General features: G+C 50.5%; 16 protein-coding genes. 4 read left to right on the top strand and 12 right to left on the bottom strand.

Annotation, left to right across the window (positions count from 1 at the left end; all coding sequences use genetic code 11):
* Window positions 1-19: 19 nt before the first annotated feature.
* From FPG75_RS06005 to FPG75_RS05975, 7 genes are all read right to left on the bottom strand, one after another.
* On the bottom strand, window positions 20-1,150 hold the full coding sequence (locus FPG75_RS06005) for a fasciclin domain-containing protein (RefSeq protein ID WP_161596682.1): 1,131 nt from the start codon (window positions 1,148-1,150) through the stop codon (window positions 20-22).
* A gap of 35 nt (window positions 1,151-1,185) precedes the next feature.
* Window positions 1,186-2,469, bottom strand: coding sequence for a hypothetical protein (locus FPG75_RS06000; protein ID WP_143305860.1), 1,284 nt, complete (start codon window positions 2,467-2,469; stop codon window positions 1,186-1,188).
* Between the two features lie 21 nt (window positions 2,470-2,490).
* Window positions 2,491-4,176 carry a hypothetical protein gene (locus FPG75_RS05995; protein WP_143305859.1) on the bottom strand — a complete coding sequence of 562 codons (1,686 nt, stop codon included), beginning with the start codon at window positions 4,174-4,176 and terminating at the stop codon, window positions 2,491-2,493.
* 13 nt (window positions 4,177-4,189) lie between these two features.
* The gene (locus tag FPG75_RS05990; RefSeq protein WP_201747892.1) at window positions 4,190-7,660 is read right to left on the bottom strand and encodes a TonB-dependent receptor domain-containing protein; all 3,471 of its coding nucleotides are present in this window, start codon (window positions 7,658-7,660) and stop codon (window positions 4,190-4,192) included.
* 25 nt (window positions 7,661-7,685) lie between these two features.
* The gene (locus tag FPG75_RS05985; protein WP_143305858.1) at window positions 7,686-8,651 is read right to left on the bottom strand and encodes a FecR family protein; all 966 of its coding nucleotides are present in this window, start codon (window positions 8,649-8,651) and stop codon (window positions 7,686-7,688) included.
* Between the two features lie 67 nt (window positions 8,652-8,718).
* Window positions 8,719-9,309 carry a sigma-70 family RNA polymerase sigma factor gene (locus FPG75_RS05980; RefSeq protein ID WP_143305857.1) on the bottom strand — a complete coding sequence of 197 codons (591 nt, stop codon included), beginning with the start codon at window positions 9,307-9,309 and terminating at the stop codon, window positions 8,719-8,721.
* 75 nt (window positions 9,310-9,384) lie between these two features.
* Complete coding sequence (locus tag FPG75_RS05975) at window positions 9,385-9,723, bottom strand: winged helix-turn-helix transcriptional regulator (protein ID WP_143305856.1); 339 nt, start codon at window positions 9,721-9,723, stop codon at window positions 9,385-9,387.
* A 125-nt stretch (window positions 9,724-9,848) separates the two neighbouring features.
* On the opposite strand from FPG75_RS05975, the gene FPG75_RS05970 reads away from it, so the two are divergent.
* The 4 genes from FPG75_RS05970 to FPG75_RS05955 all read left to right on the top strand — a co-directional run bounded on the left by FPG75_RS05970 (window position 9,849) and on the right by FPG75_RS05955 (window position 11,855).
* The gene (locus tag FPG75_RS05970; RefSeq protein ID WP_143305855.1) at window positions 9,849-10,211 is read left to right on the top strand and encodes a DoxX family protein; all 363 of its coding nucleotides are present in this window, start codon (window positions 9,849-9,851) and stop codon (window positions 10,209-10,211) included.
* A 44-nt stretch (window positions 10,212-10,255) separates the two neighbouring features.
* A complete protein-coding gene (locus tag FPG75_RS05965) occupies window positions 10,256-10,999 on the top strand; it encodes a DUF4241 domain-containing protein (RefSeq protein WP_143305854.1) in 744 nt (247 codons plus the stop codon).
* Between the two features lie 74 nt (window positions 11,000-11,073).
* The gene (locus FPG75_RS05960) at window positions 11,074-11,409 is read left to right on the top strand and encodes an MGMT family protein (RefSeq protein ID WP_143305853.1); all 336 of its coding nucleotides are present in this window, start codon (window positions 11,074-11,076) and stop codon (window positions 11,407-11,409) included.
* A gap of 2 nt (window positions 11,410-11,411) precedes the next feature.
* A complete protein-coding gene (locus FPG75_RS05955) occupies window positions 11,412-11,855 on the top strand; it encodes a DinB family protein (protein WP_143305852.1) in 444 nt (147 codons plus the stop codon).
* Here FPG75_RS05955 and FPG75_RS05950 read toward each other — a convergent pair.
* From FPG75_RS05950 to FPG75_RS05930, 5 genes are all read right to left on the bottom strand, one after another.
* Window positions 11,773-12,243 carry a DoxX family protein gene (locus FPG75_RS05950; RefSeq protein WP_143305851.1) on the bottom strand — a complete coding sequence of 157 codons (471 nt, stop codon included), beginning with the start codon at window positions 12,241-12,243 and terminating at the stop codon, window positions 11,773-11,775. The two genes, FPG75_RS05955 and FPG75_RS05950, sit on opposite strands and share 83 nt — an antisense overlap.
* A gap of 750 nt (window positions 12,244-12,993) precedes the next feature.
* Window positions 12,994-13,572, bottom strand: coding sequence for a YdeI/OmpD-associated family protein (locus tag FPG75_RS05945; protein WP_143305850.1), 579 nt, complete (start codon window positions 13,570-13,572; stop codon window positions 12,994-12,996).
* A gap of 18 nt (window positions 13,573-13,590) precedes the next feature.
* Entirely contained in the window at window positions 13,591-14,001 is a 411-nt protein-coding gene (locus tag FPG75_RS05940) for a RidA family protein (RefSeq protein ID WP_143305849.1), read from the bottom strand.
* A gap of 149 nt (window positions 14,002-14,150) precedes the next feature.
* Window positions 14,151-14,489, bottom strand: coding sequence for a DUF4280 domain-containing protein (locus tag FPG75_RS05935; protein WP_143305848.1), 339 nt, complete (start codon window positions 14,487-14,489; stop codon window positions 14,151-14,153).
* Window positions 14,490-14,491: 2 nt separating this feature from the next.
* Window positions 14,492-15,220, bottom strand: a complete 729-nt coding sequence (locus FPG75_RS05930) for a toxin-antitoxin system YwqK family antitoxin (protein ID WP_143305847.1) — start codon at window positions 15,218-15,220, stop codon at window positions 14,492-14,494.
* Between the last annotated feature and the right edge of the window lie 7 nt (window positions 15,221-15,227).

Genomic DNA, 15,227 nt, shown 5'->3' with positions numbered 1-15,227 from the left:
TTTCGTTTATTCGTTAACGTTATTGCTTCATCACTTTGTCAGGCATCACCAGCAGGTCAGACATCAGGTGCACCACACCGTTGGTACAGGTGTAGTTGATATAAGTGCCGTTCAGGGTGTACAGGAAAATGAGGCTATTACTTTCACCGGTGAAGGCAACGCCCTGGAAGCCGTAAGGCATATCAGCCAAGGGTCCTACCGATTTCATATCATTGATCGCTATAGATGCATTGGTTACTACGCCCACGCCGGAACCAAAAGGCTGCTGGCACATAATCAGTTTATATTTCGGGTCCTGTAATTGAAAAGGCAGATAGATAGCGCCGTTCCGGAGTTGTGTGATATCCAGCACAAACAAGTGGTTGGGGGTGAGAAAATAACCACCGAACAGCACAGGATCGTAGTAGCTGGTATCCATGCGACTGATGCTATCCAGCGTAATGCCGCGGCGTTCGAAGCAGGAATCCATGGGCGCATACACTGTGACAGGCCTGTCGGCATTGAGTTGATCCCAGTAGCCGAATTTTTTCAGTCCGGCTACCAGATGCGAAAATTGCGGTCTTCCGGAGAGGAAAGCCTGTACCGTTTGCGGCAGCACTTTCAAGGTGTTGGACAAGGGATAAACAATACCATTCAGCTGTGTAGCGCCATAGGAGGCCGTTGTAGCATTGCCGAGCACGGGTTGCTTCTGTACATTCACCCCGTTGATAGTGAAGGCCGCCGAAGGATCTGCATTGCTGCGGGAAAGATACAGCCGTGTGCCGTTCAGGTTATCGTAACGGTTATCGGACGATAAGGGAATGGTATTGTAGAACTGTTTGCCGGGGATGATATGTGTTCTTACAAAATAACGGAGACTGTCTGCCGGCCAGGCGTCAAAATCAGCGGCGTTATATACGCCGTCTTTATTGAAAGCGCTGTTCACGGGCGCCAGCACGGTCAATGCGTTATTAGCCTGGTTCAATGTATCCATCAGGCCCGTTTTGCGCACGGCGGCAGCAAAGAGCGAGAAATCGAAATTGTTGCTCAGGTAATCACTGATGGTGCCTGCGGCCTGTGCCTGTTGCTGCGCTTCGAAGTCCGGCTTCTTGCAGCTCCCGGCCAGCAGCCATGCGATTATGATCCAGCAGGCGTATATATGTTTATTCATTTGCATCGTATTATTATGTTTGACGATAAAGTATTTCACTTGGCCGGTGGCGGATAGTTACGTTGTACGCTCATGAGGTACACCTGTCCATTGATGATCTCAATAGTGCTGATGGTAGCGAAAGAGCGCTGTGGGTAAGGGCCGGAAGCGGTGTATTTGATCAGGTTAGGCAGCCAGCAGCTGGCGATATAGCTGGTGAAATTTACCCTGGGAACACTTCTTCTCGCAATACCCTGGGGCGGCGTTCTACCATCATTGCTTACATTGCCGCAGCCGATCGCACCATATTGCGGGTTGGCTGTGGCCATACCACCGTTATCATCTACCGCTACCTGGCCGGGAACCGGCGTCAGGCCGGGTTGCATCAGCACAAACAATTCCCACTGCGTGCTGAGAATACCGCCGGTAGTATCCGGCGCTGCAAACATCGGCACAGGATGATAAGGCGCCACGCCTGAAACATGCGACCTGACAAGCGTTCCAAGCGATATATTATTATAGCCGGGGATCAACATGCTCCCAACAGTGGCGCCATTGACATAGGGATAAGCGCAATCGTCTTTATACAGTGAGTAGAAGATATTCATGGTATCGCCAAAAGGCGTACACTTGTTGCTGGCGTAGTAATACGACTGCACACCGAACGTTGATGGAGCACTGGCGGCATAGCCTGCTGCGCTCAGGTTGTAAAAATTGACATACATCATCGAATCCGAGAAAGGCACTTTGGCAAACTGCTCCTGGCGCAGGTATAAAGTGATGGGCAAAGGATATTGCGTGGAGACCGTTTTCTGCAACACTTCCATGGTGTAGATCTCCCCTGGTTTAAAGTCAATGGTACTGTCTACCAACAGGCTGCGGCGCTCACGTTCCTGCAAATCGAAAAAAGGCATCTCGCTGATCGGGCGGCTGTAAAACACCACGCGGTGTTTGCCGGAAGGTATCTGCGCCCAGCTGGACAAATTGATACCGTTCACGATCGGCGCTACCAGCACTTTTTTGTTACCCGGATATTCGGTGTTCTTGTAAGAGGTGCTGCCTGCATTGGCCGGATATGGCGCTGCATAAGGGCTGCGGCGATCCAGGTGATCGCCGATAATTTTCCCGCCGGTGATCAAGCCAGCGGCATCGTATTCCGGGTCTATCACCATCGTCAGAAATGGCGGCGGCTGGTCTTTCGTGGTAACGTTCACCTCATAGTTCAAACTGTTGAACACCCGCAGGTAGGCCGCCTCTGGTATCACATTGTATTCAGTTTTGCGGCAGCCCGCCATGATGAGCAGGCAACAGCAAAACAGGATGTTATGAAAACGTGTCATCGTATAAATGCTTGTCGTTTGTTACTGGTTATGTTTTATCACGATCATCTTGGGATGCTGCCCCGCCTTGCTGCGCCCTATCAGCGCTACCGTGTACACACCCGGCTCGGCGCCGTAGTTGCCATTGTAGAAATAATAGTTTGGCATCCTTACGAAATCCATAATGGTAAGCGCCGGCACATCCGTGAGGCGGTCGCCGGGCATCACACCGGGTTGCGAGCGATAGGCCTGTACATTGCCGCCGGTGATGACCTTCAGGTCCACATACGGATAAGGCGCCACAGTAGCGGCAGGCGCCTGCCCCGGCTGCAATTGCTGCGCGGCAGCGGCGGCAGAGAACATCCCGTCCTGGAACAGCGCGCCGTTGATACCGGTGAAGGTGACATAAGGCAGGTCAGGACACAGGTTCAGGAAGCGCGTTTGCACCAGCATATTGAATTTGAGCGGATCGTAAATATTGTTGGCGGCATCTGATCCATCAGGGTTGGCGCCTTGCACCCTGATACCGCCCATATTGTTGGCAACTACGGTGATGGCGGCATTGCCGCTGACATCCGGGTACACCCAGAGGCTCAGGTTATCGCCGCCTTTGAGGTCTATATTTTTTTCTACCAGCACTTTGCCAGTCGCGTCCATCACTTTTATCGTGTGTGCGCCAGTCACCAGTGTGCTGTTGCTGCCGCCTTTTCCATAGGCTGCGGTGGAGGCGTTCGCGCCATCTACCTGCCATTGTATATTTCCATCTACAAAAGCATTCACCAGTTGCACATGGCCATAGGTGACATTAACAGCCGGCGTGATATCGGTGATGACAGTAAAACAATTAGGATACAGTGGATATTCCTTATAGCCGTAAGCGCCGAAGCCTATTCCTACCGCTAACGTATACACGCCGCCGGGCTGGAACGTTTGCACCGGGCTGTAATATACCTGTGTGCCTTTCAATGAAAAGTTATCTTCGGAAGTGGCTTCGGTGAGCGTAGGCGTTTTGCCGGGTATCTGTAAATTGCTGCCATCGATCAGCACTTTAAACTGATAGGTACCATATGGCAGCTCTATATAATCGGACCATTGATGATTTCCGATACCGGAGGTAGTGTTGCTCACCGGTGTGCCATCAGCATAGGCCAGCGACAGTGTACCGCTACCGCCATTCCCCAAGGCGGTGCAGAGATTGACGAGTCGTATCCGGATATGATCCGGTGCAGACGGCAACACAGTGGTGCGCGGTACGCGGCTGACAGTGTAGATCCCGTTCTTCGCTTCTGCGCTGGTGCCGAGATAATAATCCCAGGGATGATTGTAATCATCCTGCACCTGGAACGAATCCGTCATGATATCCGGTGCGGGCGCGCCTTGCGGCAAACCGGTTTTGATGGTGGCCTGTCCTTTGCCATCTAGGAATTGCTGTGGCAGGAACCAGGCGCCGCTTAATTTGCCGGTGCTCGGGAAATACGGCGTTGGGTAAGGCACGTCCGGCAGGGAACTATTAGCAGGATTGAAATGCCAGCTGGTGACTTTAACGCCGTTCACCATTACATCGCTGTTGGTGAAGGTTACCAGTCGCACGGTAGATTTGGCCATGTTACTGTAATCCGGCTCATTGCCTGCGCGCACGTCTGATTTGTCTTTGCTGCAGGCGGCCGCCAGCAGCAGGATGCAGGCCATCGCGGTATGATAAAAAACTTTTGTAGTGGTGTGATGCATAATTTCCATTTTTTCAGAACAGGTTATAAGTGAGTCCCAGCATATATTCCGTGCCACGGCGATAACTTCTTCTGATATACTTTGTACCATAATATTTTCCGCCTGTTCCGGGATTGCTGTATACTTCTTCAAAAGCGCTGTTGAAAAGATTTTTGGCATAGCCCTTTATCACGAGCCTTTTGGCGAGCTTCTGGCTGAATACGAAGTCCAGCAAGGGCACCGGCCGGCTGTAGAGATCAGGCGCGCCATCCATATTTACCTGTATCAGGCGCTCCCCTACCAGGTTGAAAGTGAGGGTGACATCGGTGCCATACTTGTTATTGGTATAGTTGAGGAAGCCATTCACTGAATAAGGCGCCTGTTCAAACAAGGGGCTTCTTTCGGGCGACTGCCGGTCGATGATGCGTGCGGCTTCCAGTCTTTCGCGGTTCTTGCGCACATTGCTCGATGCCATCATGAGGTTGGAACCCAGGAAGAAATTATTCAGCGGGCGCCAGAGCAGGCCGAGGTTCTTCACGATCTCTAACTCTATCCCCCATACATGGCCGGTATTAGGATTGTTCTGATAGGCCACTGTGGGGAATTCCGGGTAGGTGGCATTTACGCCGTCGGAGTTTTGTATAAAAACTTTTTCGAGCTGGTTGTTGATCTCTTTGGCAAAAACAGAAGCAGCCAGCACTTCTCCTTTATGCGGAAACCATTCCCAACGGAAATCGTAACTCCTGGTTTGCTGGTTCACCAGGTGCGGATTACCTACTACCAGGGCTTGTTGAAAGGGATCGAATTCGAACACGCTGGTCAGCTCGCGTATCTCGGGCCGCGCCAGCGAGGTGCTGTAGGCGAGGCGGAAGTTCATCATATCATGTAAAGAATACGTGAGATTGGCCGAGTAGTAAGGTTTGTAGCCGGTGGTGTACCGGGATACCGGGTCCGGATATACGAGATTTATCCCTCCTTCCGAAAGCGATGGGTCGATGTAAATGCCGGCGGTGTCGACTTTACTTTGAATATTGGTCCTTTCAAAACGCACCCCGCCAGTGAGACGCAGATCTTTAAGGAGATGCAGATCCAGCATACCATAGAAAGCGTTGGTCTCATAAAAACCGATGTAGTTGTTGGGAGATTTTCTGATGTTATACAAAAATCCGCTGGCCAGTGGCATGCCTTCCGGCGTGCTGCTGCCAGGCAAATGAATGCCCACCTGGTCGTATCCTACGAGCCTGTCGAGATTGCCGTATACCTGGTACAAGGGATACTGCTTCAAGGTTGAGAAGCTCGAACCCGGTAGGGAGAGCACATTCTCATTGAAGTGGCGTTCGCGGTACAGGTAGTTCACGCCTGCCTTGAAAGCCTGATCCAGTCCGCGTATGCCGAATGGCAATGTCACATCCGCCTTGTAGTTGTAATTCGTTTCGTTCATATCGCGGAAGCGGCGGCCATTGGGATCGGCCTGTATCTTGCCATAGGGGCCATAGCCATTCACATAGCCGGATACCAGCGCGTAATAATCCGTAACGGCCATATAACGTGCGCCATTCACATCGGGTGCAGGCAACTGGTAATAGCCGCCACCGGCAGGACGGTAGTCGGCCAGGTTCACGAAACGGTAATCCGGATCATCCTGCGTGGAACGCGACGAGGCGCCGTTGTAACTCAGGCGGGGCGCGTATTTGCCGGTACCGAATTTATGTTCGCCTTGCAGGTTGAGCGTATTGAAAGTGCGCCAGGTTTGTTTCAGAGAATAGATGTTGCTGTATACCGGTCCGTTGAGGCCCGTTACATAAGCGTATTGCCCGGTAAGACTGGTCGCCTGCGTTTCTCCGCCCCAGCTGCCCATGTATTGAAAACTGATCTCATGTTCAGGACTGAAACGATAGGCCAGGCCGCCTAACAGGCCATAGTTCAGCGTTTGCGTGCCAGTGTTCTCTTTATAACCAACATATTTTCCGAGGTTAGGCGTGTTAGGGGTAATGTAGGCCGGCACATTGCGCGATTCGTCGATAGATGAATTGCCTGTCATCACACCCTGGTAGATGCTGTATTGATTCAGCGCACCGTCGGTCACATCAGTGGTGCGGTTGTAATAACTGCCGCTGAGGATAATACCGAGTTTATGTTGTTTGAAGAGAGATAAAGAATTGCCGTAAGTGATATTGTAGATGCCATTCAGCGGCGCTTTTTTGTAACGCGTGGTGAGTATGGGATCAAAGCGATGCATGATGTTGTTAACATCGTTGATCTGCGCGAGGAGCGACGGATCATTTTTAGCGGCAGCCGCCAGTTGTTGTATCTGTGAAAGGCCGCCGGGAAAGCGTTTGTCGAGATGAAGGAATTCGGGTTGCAGGTCATGTTCCTTTATCTTCCCGCCGAAAAATCCCATATCGCTGTTGTAAAAACTATTCACCTTGCCGCCTATCCCGATGTTGGAATTGGCGCCTGTTTCCGCGGTAAAGCTGAGTGTTTGTTTGGTAGGGATAGATAGCGTTTTCAATTCCACGATACCACCGGAAGCATCTGCCGGTTTATCCGGCGTCATGGTTTTGAATACCACAATATTATCGAGCAGGTTAGCAGGTACAAGATCCAGTGGAATGGTGCTTCTGTCGGGATCAGAGGAAGAGAGGCGGATACCGTTGAGTTGCCCGATCACGCTACGGTCGCCGAGACCTCTCACCGCAACATATTTATCATCCGTTACGGTAACGCCGGACACCCTTTGCAAAGCTTGTGTGGTGGTGATGCTCGCTGTCTTCTCAATATTTTCTGCGGAGATACCATCAGATACCGTAGCAGCGCGTTGTCTTTCACTTAACAGCGACGCTTCATTATTCAGATTGCGGCGGGAGGCTACCGTTACGCCGGATAAGGTTCTGTTATCGGCCACCATCCGGAGGTCCAGCGGGATATGCGTATTGGCGGTGATCACTTGGCTGGCATAGCCTGCGTGGGAAAATACCAGCAGGTCCTGCGCTGCTTTTGTTGGCAGTGAAAAATTTCCGTTGGCATCGGTGGAGGTAGCGCCGTGGCCTTCCTGTGCATACACTTCTACATGCGCGAGGGGCTTGCCTGTTTTGGCATCGGTGATATGTCCTTTGAAAGTGTGCAGGCCGGTAGTATCGTTGCCGGATGCCGGCATGTTGCTGGTTACCTGCACGGATATATTATTACCAGACACCTTGAAATCCAGTGGGGCAAGGGCTTTCAGCTTTTGCAGCGCTGCGCCCAAAGTGCCGCTGGCACTGAAGCTGGCCACTTTGATCCTTCCCAGTTCAGCGGCGGTGTAGTAAAACGAGCAACCGGATTGCTGCGCCAGTGCAGTGATGATAGCCAGCGCCGTCGTCTTGTCCTGTTTGAGGTCTACCCTTTGCTTTAAACTGCCTATCTGTGCATAGCTGGCGGATACCAGTTGCAGGAGCAGTAAAGACAATAGCATAGCCTGAAGGAACCGGCGGGGCGCCAATTTCTTTTTAATCTTATGATCCATTTTTAAACTTGTTGAAAAGGGTTGTTTACCGCTTGTTTATATATACAATACCATTTTTAGTAGTGTACGTCAGTTTGTGAATGAAAAGGATATTGTCCAATACTGTTTGCCAGTTGCCGGGTTGGAAATCGCCGGTTACTCTTTTGTTCTTCACCAGTTCTTTACTGTATTGCAGCGTTATGCCATACTTGTAGGCGAAGCGGTCCAGCACATCGGCCAGTGGCAGTTCTTCAAAGATCAGGTGACCATCAATCCAGTTGCGGACCATGCCGGCGGCGAATGGCACCACGCCCCATTTTTTATTGTTCCGGGAATAGCGTAACATTTCATTCGGATGCAGCAGCGTATAGTTGTCAGTGCGCGTATCTTTCACGGCTACGGCGCCATGTACGAGCGCCACCCTGATCTCGGCTTCGCCGGGATAGGTTTCTATGTTGAAGGCAGTACCCAACACTTTTGTTTCAATATTTTCTGATGCCACGATAAATGGACGGGCATCATCTTTCGCGATCTCGAAATAACCTTCGCCGGTCAGTCGTACGCATCGTTTCTCTTTATTGAACTCATCTTCTATGTATTCCAATCTCGAACGGGCATTCAGCCACACATCCGATCCATCGGGCAGTTTGATATGTTTGGCATTTTTATCGGTAGCGGCAATGGTGGTGTATTGCGGATCCCGTGCTTGTTGGCGTTGATGGCGGTGCAGCAGGAACCAGGATGCAAACGTTATTACCACTACTGCGGCGGCGGCTCTCCAGATAGTGATCACAGAACGGCGGTGCGGCGGCGCCATGGCTTCCGGCTTGCTTTCCATGATGCGGGAAAGCATAGCCATTTTCTCCGCTTGTAAAGTTTCTTCTGATAAATGTTCATCAGCAATGTCCATGAAAAGGATCCAGCGGCGGATCATCTCCGCCTCTTCTTTGGTGGCAGTGCCTTTAAAAAGGCGTTCCAATATTGCTACTGGTATTTGTTTTTCCGGTTCCATACATAGCGTTAGAGCACGGAGTGAAAAAAGTCCCGGGTATTTGATGTTAAGAAATTATTACCAGAGATTAATCTTCCAGCAGGAAGAGGATAATAGGTAACAGCGCGGTGGCAGGATAGGAATCGGCGAAGTCTTTGAGCCGGCGCATGGCATCGCTCAGCTGGTTCTTGACGGTTTTGGGGGCGATAGCATACAGGGTGGCTATCTCTTCAATGGATTTATTTTCATAACGACTGAGGATAAAGATCTGTTTCATGCGCTCGGGCATGCGGTCCAGCGCGCCCATGATGGCGATGTTGATGGCTTCTATCTCTGCTTCAATATCCTGTGCATTATAATCGGGTGATATCGCGATCTCGTTTTCAAGATATGCCTGGAAATGTTGCAGATGTTTTTCGTTCAGTCCTTTGGAGCGCAGGAAGCCGAAGATGCGGTAATAGAGGCAGGTGATGAGGAAAGAGCGGGTTTTCGGCGTATCGAGCTGCAGGGTAGGCCACTGCTGCCATACATAAGTGAAGGTATCCTGTACAATATCCATTGCATCCTGCGTGTAGCCGATCTTCTTATTGGCAATCCGGTAAAGGGTATCCCAATAGGTAAGATAGATGTCTTTGAACAAACGCTCGTCAGCAGTATGGTATTTTGTTGAAGATTCCATGAGCAGAACAAAAGTAAAATAGTTGCCTTTACATGGGTATAGGTGCTATGTTAAGAATTCATTAAGCAGTTTATGCTATTTTCCGATGATCGCCTGCCGGTGCGCCAGGCCCCAGTAGTGTAGTTCAGCGATCAACTTTTCCAGCGAGCGGCCGTGGGCGCTGATGGAATATTCCACCGATGTTGGAAAAGCGTTTTGCACTTCGCGGTGGATCAGCTTATTGGTTTCCAGGCTTTTTAGTTCTTTGGATAATATCTTGTCGGAAATACCTTCTACCTCTTTTGAAAGTTGCCGGAAGCGTTTCGGCCCGGACGAAAGCGAGAACAGTATCAATAATTTCCATCTCCCTTCGAGTGCTTCCAGCGCGTCTTTGATGGAACGCATCGTTGCCGGGCAACTTTGTCCATTCAGCATAAATTGACAGGTTTGAGCGTGGGTGCGTAAACGTTACTATCTCAGCGGAAAGTGCTATCCGGGAGGAAAGCGCCGCGCGTGAGCCCAACAAACCTAGCTAATTTTGGCGCCTTAACAAAAAAGAAATGATAAAGCACATTTTCCTATGGATCGCGCAAGCTTTGCTGGCGGGCGTTCTGGGCTGGGCTGCCTGGATGAAATTCTTTCAACCACTTAAAGCGCTCGCCGCCAAATACCCCTGGATGGGACAGGCGCCTGTGGCCTTCCTGAAATTTACCGGTTTTGTAGACCTGCTCGGCGCACTGGGACTAATACTACCCGGACTGCTGGGCATCAGGCCTCAACTCACGTGCTACGCAGCTATCGGCGTAATGCTGCTGATGGTGGCCGCCAGCATCTTTCACATCGTACGTGGAGAAGCGCAGGTGATCGGATTCAATATCGTCTGCTTTTTTGTTGCAGGGTTTATCGCCTGGGGAAGAGCATAGTTTTATATCTTTGGCCTTGTAACCCGACGATAAAAAGGAAATACATGGCACCCGATCAACAATGGCTGGAAAAATACGCCAGGAACAAAAGCAAATTAACTCCGCCTTACAATCTCGAAACTTATTTTGAAGAAGAGGAGATCAGCGGCATCCCGCTGCGGCGTTTTTCTGTTGGCGAAGTATCGCTTCCCAGCGGCATGCTCCTCGTGCGTGATCCGCTGGCATGGATGCGCCGCGACGACCAGCCTTATCTTACCAAGGCGCCACAGGGAACATTTAATGTGACCATTGCAGCGACGATGGCGGAGGGCGACTGCGCCCGTTACGCTGCCGCAAAAGTGGATTTCACCGGCAGGCGTACAGTAAGACTGGAAGAAGCCCTGGTGGGTATTGAAGACCTGGAAAATATGGCGCCGGGCGAGTTCTTCGGATTTAATGTAGATGCGGGCCTCGCCACTATCGCAGATATCAAAACGAGAGATGCCTATTGCGATTTTAAAGACCAGTTCCATCGCGAGCATCCCGATGGCAATATCTACGATCATTACTTTGCCGCCTTGTTTGCAGATAGCTATGCGCAATATCCCGAATACCAGCGCAGTGGCGGCGACTGGATATCCTGGACGGTGCCCGGCACTGCTTACAAGATGCCTATTTTCGCCACCGGCTTCGGCGACGGCGCCTACCCGGTGTATTTCGGTTATGATGAAGACGATAAAATATGCGCGCTGTTCATCCAGTTCATCGATGTGGCACTGGCATATGGCGAAGAGGAAGAGGAAGAATAACGGTAAGGGGTATACGATCTACCAGCCGTATGGCGATCGCTGGCAGATTCTTTATTAATTCGTATCTTATATTCATGAAACAGCAAATAACTGATACGGAAGCCATCTACAAAGGCATTTTCGATATTGTGCGCAGCATTCCGAAAGGGCGCGTAACCAGTTATGGCGCGGTGGCCAAAGCGATGGGACTGAAATCCGGCGCCAGGATGGTAGGCCGTGCTATGGCCTTTACCAGCGGACAAAAGCCTGTGGTGCCTGTGCAGCGTGTAGTGAACAGCAGCGGCCACCTCAGCGGCGACAACGGCGCCCGCCAGAAGAAACTGGAAGCGGAAGGCGTGAAAGTGAAGAATGGCAAGGTGGTGAATTTTCAACAATTGTTCTGGGATCCGATCAATGAAATTGAATTGTAAATATGCTTGGTAACACCCTCGCCGATTTCTACGAACGCGACCTTCGCCAGCTGATCGCAGAGATCAACCTGTTCCAACAGGAAGAGAACCTGTGGAAAACGCAAGGCTCCGTGAAAAATTCAAGCGGTAATCTTGTATTACATATCATCGGCGGTACCAATTTCCTTATTGGCGCCACGCTGGCCAAAACAGCGTATATCCGTCATCGTGATCAGGAATTTACGCAGAAGGGGGTAGCCAGAAAGGAGCTGGTGGCCGGTCTGGAAGCCTTGATTCCCTTGATCAGCAACACACTGCGGCCTCTCACACCGCAAGATATGGAGGCCGAGTTCCCGATATTCTTCGACAAGCCACATACCACCATCAGCTATGTGCTGGTGCAGTTGTTATTACACCTGAACTATCACCTCGGGCAGGTAAATTACCTGCGCCGTGTGCTGGAATAGCCAGCCTCCGCCCTGCCGGCCTGAAATACCAGGATACTAGCGTCAGCACCAGCAATAACAAGGCAGGAAATATTTCAGCCGCCGGATGCCCCACCGCAATATGTGAAGCGATAGCGCCGGACGTGAGGAAGAAAAAGCCCGCATATGCCCACTCCTTCAGCAGCGGGAACCGTGGTACCAGCAATGCAATTACGCCCAATATTTTCCATACGCCCAGGATGGTGAGCAGATAAACAGGATACCCCAAATGAACGATGCCATATACCCCCGGAGGCGCCAGCGCTCCATCTGATTGTGCCCTGAATAACTGTGAGATACCGGTGGCGGTCATGCCCAAAGCCAGCCACAGCGTGGCGATCCAGTAAATGATGTTGTTTCTCTTTTTCATAGTGTGTTGTTTTTTGGATGGATACCTGCTCATGATGGCGGTTAGCTTATTAAACCGGTTGTCCCACATGCGGCGGAGGGATGTTATGAAATCGGTTTGTGCGTTATCCATCATGTAGCCATTTGACTACAAATATATGTGTAGTCATTTAACTACGCAAATTTTTCTTTTGAGGCTGGTGGGTTACGGAGCTGATTGCTGTGTAGATTATGTTTTGATACCCGGGGTACAAATGTTTTGATGCACAGGTGACACACGGGTGCATCTGTTTTGATGCACAGGTTGAAGCACGTTTTGACGCATGGGTTGCATCCGGGTTGTATCCGTTTTGATACCCGGGCTGACGCCCCTACCGGGGCTGATCGAAGCGTGTATTGATCAATGCGATTGATACCGCCCCTACGGGGCGGCATATTGGTAGATACGATGCCGGCTACCAATATATCGCCCCGTAGGGGCGAAAGCCCGGTAGATAAAACGTAGGCTACGCAGCATTCAGCTCCGTAGGAGCGATAGCCCGGTAGGCCCGGGCGTCAGCCCGGGTATCCGGGTATCCGGGTATCCGGGTATCCGGGTATCCGGGTATCCGGGTATCCGGGTATCCGGTATCCGGTATCCGGTATCCGGTATCCGGGTATCAAATACAAGCTACCAATACCAAGCCCCATAGGGGCGATAGATTTACAACGCCTTCGAAAAACAAAAAAGCCGCTATCACAGCGGCTTTCACAAAACGAAATGATAAATATCTTAATCATTCAATCCTTTTCCATCGAGAATCTGTGGCGTATACTTCTCCACCCTTGCGCTACGGGTTTTGGATTGTTTAGGCGCTGCAAAAAACAACAGGTATCCCCTTTGACGACCCGGCGTCAGCGCTTCGAAGGCGGCCTTCAAAGCGGGCTTTGCATCCAGCTGCTGCTGGAACTCTTCTGGAACAGGATATTCCGAGCTCTTTTTAAAATCTACTTTCAGTCCTGCCCTTTCTACTTCAATGGACTCATGAATATATGCTTTGATGATACGTTCCTTTTTTTTGATCTCCGCCAGGCTGGTGAAGCGGAGCTGGCGGCCCGATTGCACGTTTTCCGTTTGCTGCACCAGGATGCTTTCAGGATCAGCCATCAGTGCGCCTTTGAAGAACAAGAGCGCGCAATAGTCTTTGAAACCGTGCATCAGCACGATATTGCTTTCCTGGTAGGTGTAACAGGGCACGCCCCATTTCAATGTTTCGGTCAACTGGCAATCCAGTACAATCGTTCTCAATTGCTCAAACTCTTCCTGCCATTGTGTGGACCTGCCAATGAACTTGTCAACTTTTGGATTCATAACGTATAGTTTTAATAGCTACACTTCCGGAATAAAGGCAATGGCATCAACTTCTACCAGGTAGTCGGGGCGGGCCAGGGCGGCCACAAAGAAGCCGGTAATAGCGGGAGGGTTCTTCAATCCGCCCAGGTATTTCTGCGAAGCCTGAAATCCCTTATACAGGTCTTGCCCCTGTACAATATGAATCGTAAGTTTCACCAGGTTCTCGAAAGTGGCGCCACAGGCGGCCAGGGCGGTCTGCAAATTTTTCATCACCTGCTCTGTTTGTTCGCCTACCTCTCCTTTACCAATGATCTCTCCTTGCGCAGTAACAGCGTTTTGCCCGCCAATATAAATAGTTTTTCCATTTCCCTGTGTGATAACTGCCTGCGAAAATGCGGGATTTTTAGAAAGCCCGTCTGGATTGATGTATTGTACCTGGGAGTTCATAGTCGTGGATTTTCGGCAAAAATAGAACTAAATATTTACGGATTTCTTGATTTACGGATTTTTTGATTTTATCAGAGCGGAGATAAACGATGTTATCATCTCCGCTCTGATAAAATCAAAAAATCCGTAAATCAAGAAATCCGTAAATATCACTGGATGTCCGCATCACACGAATGCCCTTTGTCCGCTATGCTGATAGTACCGCCCACAGCGCATTTGCAAGTGCTGCATAACAACAGCACCCGCATGCCGTCGATCTCTTCTTTTTCTGCGGGGCTGTCCCAGGCCAGTGGTGCGGGCGTACAACGTGAGCGGGTGATCATGCAGGTACCGAAAGAAGGGATGTTCGCTTCCGGCGCTTTGTCCTGCTCTGTGGCAATGGGCTTGTCGTCGTAACAGGAATAATGCTGGCTGGTCACCTTCAGTGAAGCGGGCGCCGCTCCTTTGTCGCAGCGCAATTGCGCCGTTTCTGTAACGATATGCGGCATGATCAGCTATTGTTGTATTTGCGGTCTACACGTTTCAGCACTTTACCGCTTACCCCGTCGATGGTGATCTCTTCGACGATGTTAGGCATGCTGTTCCTATCTTTCAACCATAAGATTTTCCACAATGGCCCCAGGGTATCGGAGGTTCTGAATATAGACGTCTTCATTCCCTCATTTGGCTTTTCCGGTCCTTTCTCTATGGGGATACGCTCATTGGTAAGGAAACGGAAAACGTCTTCCAGCGTGTATCTGAAGGGGGTATCATAGTTGATGGACTTGCTCAGCTTTCCATCGGTCCCGAAATAATACCAGGTACCTTTTGTGAAGCCGCCGCGAACAAAACGAAGGCCTTTCGCCTTAATTTTTCCATCCGGATAAAACTCTTTGCTGATCTCGAAATAACTGTCGGGTAACATTTCCCGGCGTACATATCCGGCAACATCATCTCCAAAAATAACAATCCGGACGCCTTTGTCATTGGTTTCATCCAAAGAATATGATGTCCCGCTTACCATCTTGCCATCGGGGCGAGCCACTGCAGCCTGTGTTTTACGGCCTTTCTCCTGTAAAGTTTTAAGGTCGAGGGTTTCAAATGTATCGTTGATCAGAGGTTCCTGTGATTGCATAGTTGTTGTTTTTACAAGCGATGGCTGCGATGCTTGCGGGCCTTGCGCGTGGCAGGCCGCTACGCCGTGAATCAAAAAAATAAATACCAGAAATGTTTTACGCATCGTGTGT

Origin of the sequence: Chitinophaga vietnamensis, assembly GCF_902167635.1 — a bacterium.
GTDB classification, from domain to species: Bacteria; Bacteroidota; Bacteroidia; order Chitinophagales; family Chitinophagaceae; genus Chitinophaga; species Chitinophaga vietnamensis.
This window is presented reverse-complemented; position numbering and strand designations above follow the sequence as displayed.

Excerpts from the sequence above, each read along its gene's own strand:
- FPG75_RS06005 (WP_161596682.1), bottom strand. The coding sequence starts at position 1,150 with ATGAATAAACATATATACGCCTGCTGGATCATAATCGCATGGCTGCTG.
- FPG75_RS05935 (WP_143305848.1), bottom strand. The coding sequence starts at position 14,489 with ATGCCGCATATCGTTACAGAAACGGCGCAATTGCGCTGCGACAAAGGA.
- FPG75_RS05985 (WP_143305858.1), bottom strand. The coding sequence starts at position 8,651 with ATGGAACCGGAAAAACAAATACCAGTAGCAATATTGGAACGCCTTTTT.
- FPG75_RS05990 (WP_201747892.1), bottom strand. The coding sequence starts at position 7,660 with ATGGATCATAAGATTAAAAAGAAATTGGCGCCCCGCCGGTTCCTTCAG.
- FPG75_RS05945 (WP_143305850.1), bottom strand. The coding sequence starts at position 13,572 with ATGAATCCAAAAGTTGACAAGTTCATTGGCAGGTCCACACAATGGCAG.
- FPG75_RS05940 (WP_143305849.1), bottom strand. The coding sequence starts at position 14,001 with ATGAACTCCCAGGTACAATACATCAATCCAGACGGGCTTTCTAAAAAT.
- FPG75_RS05950 (WP_143305851.1), bottom strand. The coding sequence starts at position 12,243 with ATGAAAAAGAGAAACAACATCATTTACTGGATCGCCACGCTGTGGCTG.
- FPG75_RS05970 (WP_143305855.1), top strand. The coding sequence starts at position 9,849 with ATGATAAAGCACATTTTCCTATGGATCGCGCAAGCTTTGCTGGCGGGC.
- FPG75_RS06000 (WP_143305860.1), bottom strand. The coding sequence starts at position 2,469 with ATGACACGTTTTCATAACATCCTGTTTTGCTGTTGCCTGCTCATCATG.
- FPG75_RS05930 (WP_143305847.1), bottom strand. The coding sequence starts at position 15,220 with ATGCGTAAAACATTTCTGGTATTTATTTTTTTGATTCACGGCGTAGCG.
- FPG75_RS05995 (WP_143305859.1), bottom strand. The coding sequence starts at position 4,176 with ATGCATCACACCACTACAAAAGTTTTTTATCATACCGCGATGGCCTGC.
- FPG75_RS05965 (WP_143305854.1), top strand. The coding sequence starts at position 10,256 with ATGGCACCCGATCAACAATGGCTGGAAAAATACGCCAGGAACAAAAGC.
- FPG75_RS05975 (WP_143305856.1), bottom strand. The coding sequence starts at position 9,723 with ATGCTGAATGGACAAAGTTGCCCGGCAACGATGCGTTCCATCAAAGAC.
- FPG75_RS05960 (WP_143305853.1), top strand. The coding sequence starts at position 11,074 with ATGAAACAGCAAATAACTGATACGGAAGCCATCTACAAAGGCATTTTC.
- FPG75_RS05955 (WP_143305852.1), top strand. The coding sequence starts at position 11,412 with ATGCTTGGTAACACCCTCGCCGATTTCTACGAACGCGACCTTCGCCAG.
- FPG75_RS05980 (WP_143305857.1), bottom strand. The coding sequence starts at position 9,309 with ATGGAATCTTCAACAAAATACCATACTGCTGACGAGCGTTTGTTCAAA.